At 69.4% G+C, this 7802-nt stretch carries 8 protein-coding genes, 1 tRNA gene and 1 pseudogene; 1 reads left to right on the top strand and 9 read right to left on the bottom strand.

Annotation, left to right across the window (positions count from 1 at the left end; genetic code table 11):
* Positions 1-45: 45 nt before the first annotated feature.
* The 4 genes from AB0I76_RS18030 to AB0I76_RS18015 all read right to left on the bottom strand — a co-directional run bounded on the left by AB0I76_RS18030 (position 46) and on the right by AB0I76_RS18015 (position 3226).
* Positions 46-861, bottom strand: a complete 816-nt coding sequence (locus AB0I76_RS18030; protein ID WP_357036387.1) for a hypothetical protein — start codon at positions 859-861, stop codon at positions 46-48.
* Positions 862-1020: 159 nt separating this feature from the next.
* The gene (locus AB0I76_RS18025; RefSeq protein ID WP_357036384.1) at positions 1021-1740 is read right to left on the bottom strand and encodes a hypothetical protein; all 720 of its coding nucleotides are present in this window, start codon (positions 1738-1740) and stop codon (positions 1021-1023) included.
* 131 nt (positions 1741-1871) lie between these two features.
* A complete protein-coding gene (locus AB0I76_RS18020) occupies positions 1872-2678 on the bottom strand; it encodes a hypothetical protein (protein WP_357036381.1) in 807 nt (268 codons plus the stop codon).
* Positions 2678-3226, bottom strand: coding sequence for a hypothetical protein (locus AB0I76_RS18015; protein ID WP_357036378.1), 549 nt, complete (start codon positions 3224-3226; stop codon positions 2678-2680). The genes AB0I76_RS18020 and AB0I76_RS18015 overlap by 1 nt, the downstream gene beginning before the upstream one ends.
* Between AB0I76_RS18015 and AB0I76_RS18010 the strand changes: the two are divergent.
* Positions 3218-3538, top strand: a pseudogene (locus tag AB0I76_RS18010) (tyrosine-type recombinase/integrase); the annotation flags it as partial. The gene AB0I76_RS18015 and the pseudogene AB0I76_RS18010 overlap by 9 nt on opposite strands.
* 69 nt (positions 3539-3607) lie before the next feature.
* Here AB0I76_RS18010 and AB0I76_RS18005 read toward each other — a convergent pair.
* The 5 genes from AB0I76_RS18005 to scpB form a co-directional block, all read right to left on the bottom strand.
* A tRNA-Pro gene (locus tag AB0I76_RS18005) sits at positions 3608-3681 on the bottom strand.
* A gap of 170 nt (positions 3682-3851) precedes the next feature.
* Positions 3852-5255, bottom strand: a complete 1404-nt coding sequence (der, locus tag AB0I76_RS18000; protein ID WP_357036376.1) for a ribosome biogenesis GTPase Der — start codon at positions 5253-5255, stop codon at positions 3852-3854.
* Complete coding sequence (gene cmk / locus AB0I76_RS17995) at positions 5252-5932, bottom strand: (d)CMP kinase (RefSeq protein WP_357036373.1); 681 nt, start codon at positions 5930-5932, stop codon at positions 5252-5254. The genes der and cmk overlap by 4 nt, the downstream gene beginning before the upstream one ends.
* 178 nt (positions 5933-6110) lie before the next feature.
* Complete coding sequence (locus AB0I76_RS17990) at positions 6111-6881, bottom strand: pseudouridine synthase (protein WP_357036370.1); 771 nt, start codon at positions 6879-6881, stop codon at positions 6111-6113.
* Positions 6868-7629, bottom strand: coding sequence for an SMC-Scp complex subunit ScpB (gene scpB / locus AB0I76_RS17985; RefSeq protein ID WP_357036390.1), 762 nt, complete (start codon positions 7627-7629; stop codon positions 6868-6870). The genes AB0I76_RS17990 and scpB overlap by 14 nt, the downstream gene beginning before the upstream one ends.
* Positions 7630-7802 lie beyond the last annotated feature (173 nt).

Raw genomic sequence — 7802 nt, 5'->3', positions numbered from 1 at the left:
ACCGCAGCGCGTCTCCTCCAGCGTGTTGCCCGGACTGCCCGGCCGTCATTGCTTCTTCCATCGCGCGGCCAACTGCTGGTAGTGCGCGACGAGCTTGTCCCGTGTCACGCCTCCGCCGTAGATCGAACCCCACAGCAGGTCCCGAAAGCGCAGGTAGTCGAGGTCCTTTGGCGTCGCCTTTAGGTCATCCTCAACCGGCCACCCTCTGCTCGCCATGTACTGCTCGCCCGACGCCCTGACGTCGGCCATACGCACCACAGGCTCGTAGTCTCCGAAGGCCGGATCGTCGGGGTCTATGACAGGCAAAATCTCAGACGCTGATGCGAAGCCCAGACCCGCGAACAACGTCAACACGGCGTCCTGCATCACCGGCAGGTCATCTTCCCCGCTCATGAGGATTGATGCGATGACCTCCGTCGACGACGTCCGGCCTGCTTCCACCGCCCAGGTACGCAACGCCTCTACCGCGAGGTGCGGGTCGACTCGCTCGGGCCTACCCTCCACGTGCTGGAAGCCGCACGGCTCATCGGCATTGGGCAGGTGCAGCGAGAGGCTGAGCCCCGCCGGAGTTCGGCCCTCCAGATGGGCGCAGGCGCTGTTGGACACGTATGCCGCGAGAACTGGAGCCGCCGTGGCCGCCACCAGGTCGTCCACACCCGCGGACAACCGCAACCGCTCGGTGTAGAACGGCACGACGCCCACCCGCTGCCAGCCCTGGCCCAGGTCGTAGAGCCCAACCTTGTTGTTGCCCCACGGGGTTGGCGTGGCGAAGGAAGACCCGAACGCCTCGCGCACCCCGGGCTGCGCTGGAAGCGTGGCGGTCTTCGGCTTGGCCAACAGCAGCGTCCCGAACCAACCCATGGGGGCGAACTCTAAGACGAACCAAACCTAGGCCGTCAAGCATGTCCTGGGACGGATTCGTCAAGGATGTGGTGGGACAAGACACGCCGGCAGCCGGTGTCGTACTCCAGATGATGGGTTACACGTTGGCTCCAGTTGACGGGTTACAAGATCAGGTAGCTACGTCCTTGCCTGAGATAGGAAGGATCGGGCGGCTAGCTCACCGGAACGGTCGCGGGCCCACACTGCCCACCGGGCACCATAGCCGGGGAACACAGCGGCGAAGGTTCTCCAGACGTGCAGCCGGAAACCTTCTTGCTCCCACCAGCGCTCGGTGTACCCGCAGGCCTCCCGTATCAGGGTGAGGCGAGTCGCGTGTGCCTCAACGGCCGCCAGGCTTGGCGCGTCGTCGAGTGATACCGGGATCCAGGTGGCGCAGTCTTGGTAGAGCGCCTCGGCTTCGAGCAGCGCGTCGACGTTAGGGAAGACGGGCACGACCGGCGGCGAGTGCGGGCCGGTGAAGCAGTAGACCACTGTGCCGTCGCCGCGCAGCCACACCGCGTACGGGTGCGCGACGTCGTGCTCAATGAGGTCGGCCATCGCGTCCTGGTCCTCGGGGCTGTAATCGTCTGCTGCCCACGGGACCGGTGCGAAGGTGATGGTCTCTTCGAACGACCAGGCGAGGCTGCGATACCGCAGACCCCCGTACCGAGCCGCAGCTCGCTGGAACAGGGCCAGCCTTTCCTGGACGTCCACGCCTGGCAGCCGGCTCAACAGCAACCGGAGCTCGTCTGTCGTGAGCCGCTCCGAAAGGTCGAACGACGTTCGCTCCGCGGCTTGTCGGAGGAAGTGAGCAGCTCTTGGCGACAAGCCCGAAGGATCGTCCAGGACGTGATGCATAGCCTCAATGATCGAGGACGTGCACCGAGACCTAGCCGAGGGTGTCACGCAACATCTGACATCGATCCGTCACGCATCAAGTGGAGCCTGACATCGCCGGCAGCCGGCGGCCAACGCCGTAAAACTGCTGGTCAGGCCGCGTACACGGCGGTCGCGTCGTCGCTGCGCTTGTTGCGAGCCCACTTCATGCAGGAGGGGTCGGCGGCCTCGATGGCACGTACTCGGTGGATCAGCTCGGTCGGTCCGCTCTGCTCTAGGACGTCGAGCACGTTCGGCCAGTCGAGTAGCCCGAACAGTGCCACCAGGCGGGCTGCTCCGTCGGTCAGTACGGCGACCCGCCGGATGCTGTCGAGCGGGATTTCCCCGGTGATGGCGTGCTGGGCTGCGAATGGGTCTGCGGCTGCCACCCAGTAGCCACCGGGTTGATTGCGGGCGGCCAGCTCGGCGTGCTTCATCCGCAGCAGGGCGGCCTGCTTCTCTGCCGACCCGAAAGGGTGCCGGTCGGCCTCTTCGCGTTCGGCACGGGCGGTCTTGTCCACGCGGTCATCGGTGATGACCTGGATACCTTCGGCGGTGTCGATGAGGACCGTGACATCGCCAAGTACCAGGTATTCCAACGCGGTGTCTTTGAGTCTTACCATGGCTGCCCCCGCTGAGGGAGTACCGGGGTGGCTCAGGTCGCACGTGTCGCGGTGCTGGTCTGCCGTGAACCGAATGCCGTACATCAGCGCGTTCGACAGGGCGGAGTCGCGGTCGGCGGCGAGGCCGGCGAGGGCTGAGCCAAGCTTGGCCGCGTACCAGGCGATGCCGTGGACGCATCCGGTGCCGGTGCGGGCGGTAGCACCGTCGAGAACCACGATCAGGTTCTCGCTGGCCATGGCCCAGTCCTCGTTTGGCGACTTCGGGTTGCCGGCCTCGGACGCGGTCGCCACACGCATCAGGCCACACCCTCGGTGCGATAGATCGGCGTCAGCGCGTCAACCTTCTTCACGCTGCGCTTCATCGGGTCGTAGGTACAGGCCACCAGCAGCGAGAACCGGCGGTTCTTGACCTCGCGGTACAGCTCGTCGAGGTGGTCTTCGAGGTACTGCGCCACGCCGAGGGTGCCCATCGCGTGGATCCCGGCGAGGTACAGGAAGGTGCCGCGTCCGTCCGGACGGGGCAGACGGCCGATGTAGCCGTAGTCGACCGGCTCACCCTTGTCCGACGGCGAGCGGAACTCCTCGCCGGTCTGGTGGTTTACCAGAAACAGGCCGCCGTCGTCCTTGCCGAAGCCCAGCTTGGCATCGGAGGCGAGCACCTGGCCGACGAAGGGCAGAATGCGCGGGCTGCCGACGACGATCAGGTTCGTGCGGTTCAGGTCGACCATGCCCGGCGGCGGTACTACCTCGTACTCGGTCTTTAGGCCGAGTCCTCGGGCGAGGTTGGACACCTTCTCGTAAGCGGCGAGCATCTCGGCGGAGACAACCGCCATCGCGAGCGGCACGGCAAGCCTGCCGCCGACCGTCTCGTCTTCGCCTCAGCCGCTGGCACCGCCCTCGATCGGCACAACGTGCTGCGAGCCTTCCGCCCGGTCGTCGCCAAGGCGGGCCTTGACCCGCGCGACTGGACCCCACGCGAACTGCGGCACAGCTTCGTATCGCTGCTGTCCGACAGCGGCATGAGCATCGAGCAGATTGCCGACCTCTGCGGCCACTCCGGCACGACTGTCACCGAGAGCGTCTACCGGCACCAACTCCGGCCGGTGCTCCTGAGCGGAGCGGTCACCATGGATCAGATCTTCGGCGCTGAGGCGTAGTCACTCAGTTAGTCACCCGGGTACGACAAGAGGGCATATCCATCGATGAGATATGCCCTCTGAACTCTGTCGGGACGGCCGGATTCGAACCGACGACCCCTTGACCCCCAGTCAAGTGCGCTACCAAGCTGCGCCACGTCCCGATGCCCCCGCGCGGTTTCCCCCGCGACAGCCGGTACAGCTTAGCGCAGGATCTTCCGCCCGTCCGCACCCGCCCCTCCCGTCCCGGCGCGCCCCGTCACTCCCCCTAGAGCGTCCTAGGAGGGTGGGTGACGGGGCGCGGGGAACGAGGACCGGAGGAGCGGAGGAGCGGTCAGCCGTGTGCCTTGCCCCGGCCGCCGGGGCCGAGCTTCTTGCGCGGGCGTACGGAGATCTCGATCGGACTGCCCTCGAAGCCGAACTCCTCGCGGAGCTTGCGCTCGACGAAGCGCTGGTAACCGGCGTCCAGCGGGGCGGTGGTGAACAGCACGAAGCGCGGCGGGGCCACACCCGCCTGGGTGGCGAAGAGGATCTTCGGCGCCCGCCCACCGCGCACCGGGTGCGGGGTGGCCTGCACCAGGGCGGTCAGCCACGAGTTGAGCTGGGCGGTCGGGATGCGCGTCTCCCAGCTCGCCAGGGCCTTGCGCAGCGCCGGGGCGAGCTTGTCCACCGCGCGGCCGGTCATGGCCGACAGGTTGAGCCGGATCGCCCACGGGATGCGGCGGAGTTCCCGCTCGATCTCCTTGTCCAGGTAGTACCGCCGGTCGCCGTCGACCAGGTCCCACTTGTTGAAGGCGATGACGAGCGCCCGGCCGGTCTCGGTGACCATGGACAGGATCCGCTGGTCCTGCTCGCTGATGACCTCGCTGGCGTCGAGCAGCACCACGGCCACCTCGGCCGCCTCGATGGCCGCGGCGGTACGCAGGCTGGCGTAGTACTCGGTGCCGCTGGCCTTGCCGACCCGCTTGCGCAGGCCGGCGGTGTCGACGAGCTGCCACGTCTCGCCACCGATCTGGACGAGGCTGTCCACCGGGTCGACGGTGGTGCCGGCGACCGAGTCGACGACCGCCCGCTCCTCGCCGGAGAACCGGTTGAGGAGGCTGGACTTGCCGACGTTGGGCCGCCCGACCAGGGCAACCCGCCGTGGCCCGCGCGGCCGGTTCTCGATGATCTTCGGTGCCTCGGGCATCGCGTCGAGGATGGCGTCGAGCAGCTCGCCGGATCCCCGGCCGTGCAGGGCGGAGATCGGCATCGGCTCGCCGAGACCCAGCGACCAGAGGGAGGTCGCCTCCATCTCGATGGTGGTGTTGTCCGCCTTGTTCGCCACCAGGATCACCGGCTTGGCACTGCGACGCAGCATCTTCACCGCGGCCTCGTCCACGTCGGTGGAACCGACCATCGCGTCGACCACGAAGAGCACCACGTCGGCGGTTCCGATCGCAATCTCGGCCTGGGCGGCGATCGCCGCCGCCCGGTCCTTGGCGTCGGGCTCCCACCCGCCGGTGTCCACCACGGTGAACTGCCGGCCGTTCCACTGCGCGTCGTACGGCACGCGGTCGCGGGTCACCCCGGGGACGTCCTCGACGACCGCCTGCCGGCGACCGATGAGGCGGTTGACCAGCGTCGACTTACCCACATTGGGGCGGCCGACCACGGCCACCACGGGCTGCGGGCCGGTCAGCTCCTCGGTCTCGACGTCCGGCTCGCGCAGCTCCACCCAACCACCGACGTCGCTCATGCCACACCCCGCTCGGTCAGTAGTGCGTGCAGCCGTGCGACGACCTCGTCGATGCCCAGCTCGGTGGTGTCCAGCACAACCGCGTCGGCGGCCTGGGCGAGCGGGTCGGCCTTGCGGGTCGAGTCGAGCCGGTCCCGGCGGGCCAGGTCGGCGGCGGTCGCGGCGACATCCGCGGCGTCCTCGGCGCTGCGCCGGGCGGCCCGGGCGGCCTCGGAGGCGGTCAGGAAGACCTTCAGGTCCGCGTTCGGCGCCACCACCGAGCCGATGTCCCGGCCCTCGACGACGATCCGGACCGCGTGGGCGATCATCTCCCGCTGCCGGGCGACCAGGAGCGCGCGGACCGCCGGCACGGCGGCCACGGCGGAGACCGCACCGGTCACCTCGGGCCCGCGGATGTCCGCGTCGACGGTGACGCCGTCGACGGTCACGCCGTACCCCTGGGGGTCGGTGCCGATGCGCAGGTCCACCTCGCCGGCGACCTTGGCCACCGACTCGGCGTCGGCCAGGTCGATGCCGGAGCGCAGCGCCGCCCAGGTGATCGCCCGGTACATCGCGCCGGTGTCCAGGTAGCGGGCACCGAGCCCGGCGGCGAGCCGCCGGGAGACGGTGGACTTACCCGAACCGGACGGCCCGTCCACGGCGACCACACAGCGCCCGATCCGTTCGTTTTCCTCCACCGTCGTCCTCCTCAGCCCGTACCTCACGGAACATCGTGTCCCGCGAGCGGTAACCACACGTTGTCAATCATGCCCGGCGCCACGCCGGGTCCCCACGCGCCGTCGCGCAAGGCGACGCCCGCCACCCGTCGCCGGGCGGCACGGAGCCTACCGGCAGCCGTACCCGGGCAGGCCGCCGTCAGTCACCCACGGTCTTGTACAGGGCGGCGACCTCCGCGTTGGTGAGCCGCCGGATCCGCCCGGTACGCAGGTCACCCAGCTTGATCGGCCCGATGGACGTCCGCACCAGCCGGCTCACCGGGTGCCCCACCTCAGCCATGAGTCGCCGGACGATGTGCTTGCGCCCCTCGTGCAGGGTCAGCTCCACCTGGGCGGTCTTGCCCAGGGTGTCCACCACCTTGAACGAGTGCACCTGCACCGGGCCGTCCTCCAGCTCCACGCCGGCCATCAGCCGCTTGCCCAGGTTGCGCGGGATCGGCCCGGCCACCTCGGCGAGATAGGTCTTCAGCACCTCGTACGACGGGTGCGTGAGCTTGTGCGCGAGCGCGCCGTCGTTGGTGAGCAGCAGCAGGCCCTCGCTGTCCGCGTCGAGCCGCCCGACGTGGTAGACCCGCTGCTCCACGCGGTTGCCGATGAACTCGGCGAGCTCGTTGCGTCCCTTGTCGTCCGCCATGGTGGTGACCACCCCGCGCGGCTTGTTCATCGCCACGTAGACCAGGCGGTTGTCGGCCTGGAGGCGCTCGCCGTCGACGTGGATGACCGCGGTGGCCGGGTCGACCTTGTCCCCGAGCTGCGCCACCCGCCCGTTGACGGTGACCCGACGGCGGAAGATCAGATCCTCGCACGCGCGTCGGGAGCCCACGCCGGCGGCGGCGAGCACCTTCTGCAGGCGTTCGGTGCCGGTGTAGACGGGGGCGTCGGACTTCGGGGCGCGGTCATCGCGTGGCATCGGCAAGCTCTTCTACGTCGTCGGGGAGGAACGGGGCCAGCGGCGGGAGATCGTCGACGCTGTTCAGCCCGAGCTTCTCCAGGAACATGGTGGTGGTCCGGTAGAGGAAGGCACCGCTGTCGGATTCGGTGCCGCACTCCTCGATCAGGCCGCGGGAGACCAGCGTACGGATCACGCCGTCGCAGTTGACACCGCGGATGGCGGAGATCCGGGACCGGGTGACCGGCTGCTTGTAGGCGACCACGGCGAGGGTCTCCAGCGCGGCCTGGGTCAGCCGGACCGACTGCCCGTCCAGTACGAACCGCTCGACGTACGTCGCGTATTCCGGCCGGGTGTAGAGACGCCAGCCACCGGCGGCCCGGCGCAGCTCGAACCCGTGCCCGGCGGCCGTGTACCCGGCGGCGATCTCGTCCAGCACCGGACAGATCCGCTCGGCCGGCTGCTCGAGCACCTGCGCGAGGACGAGCTCGCTCACCGGCTCGTCCACGACCAGCAGGATCGCCTCCAGCGCGCCGCGCAGCTCCGCGTCGTCCAGCTTCGGCGCCGGCTCCGGCACGACCGTCGCCCGCCGCCGAGGTCGAGGCGCCCTCTCCGGTACGCCCGCAGCCTCCCCCTCCCCCGCCAACGCCGCGTCAGCCGGCGCGCCGTCAGCCGGCGCGCCGATCTTGGTACGTTCCGGCCCCTCCGGGGGCGCTTCGGTACCACGATCCGGGCCGGCCTCCGCCGACTCGCCGGACGCCGAGGAGATCTTGGAGGATTGTGGCCCCTCCAGGGGCCGATTCCTTCCAAGATCTCCTTCAGGCTCGACGCCGGAGGCGTCGGGGCCGGCTGCGGCGTCGGTGGGGTCGGTGGGAGCAGCGGGGTCGGCGGGGGCAGCGGGGGCAGGGGGGCCGGGGCCCTCCCAGGGTGGGACCCACGCGG

Source organism: Micromonospora sp. NPDC049799 (genome assembly GCF_040656655.1).
Lineage (GTDB): Bacteria > Actinomycetota > Actinomycetes > Mycobacteriales > Micromonosporaceae > Micromonospora.
Note: the sequence above shows the minus strand (reverse complement) of the source record. Positions and strands in the feature narration are given on the sequence as shown.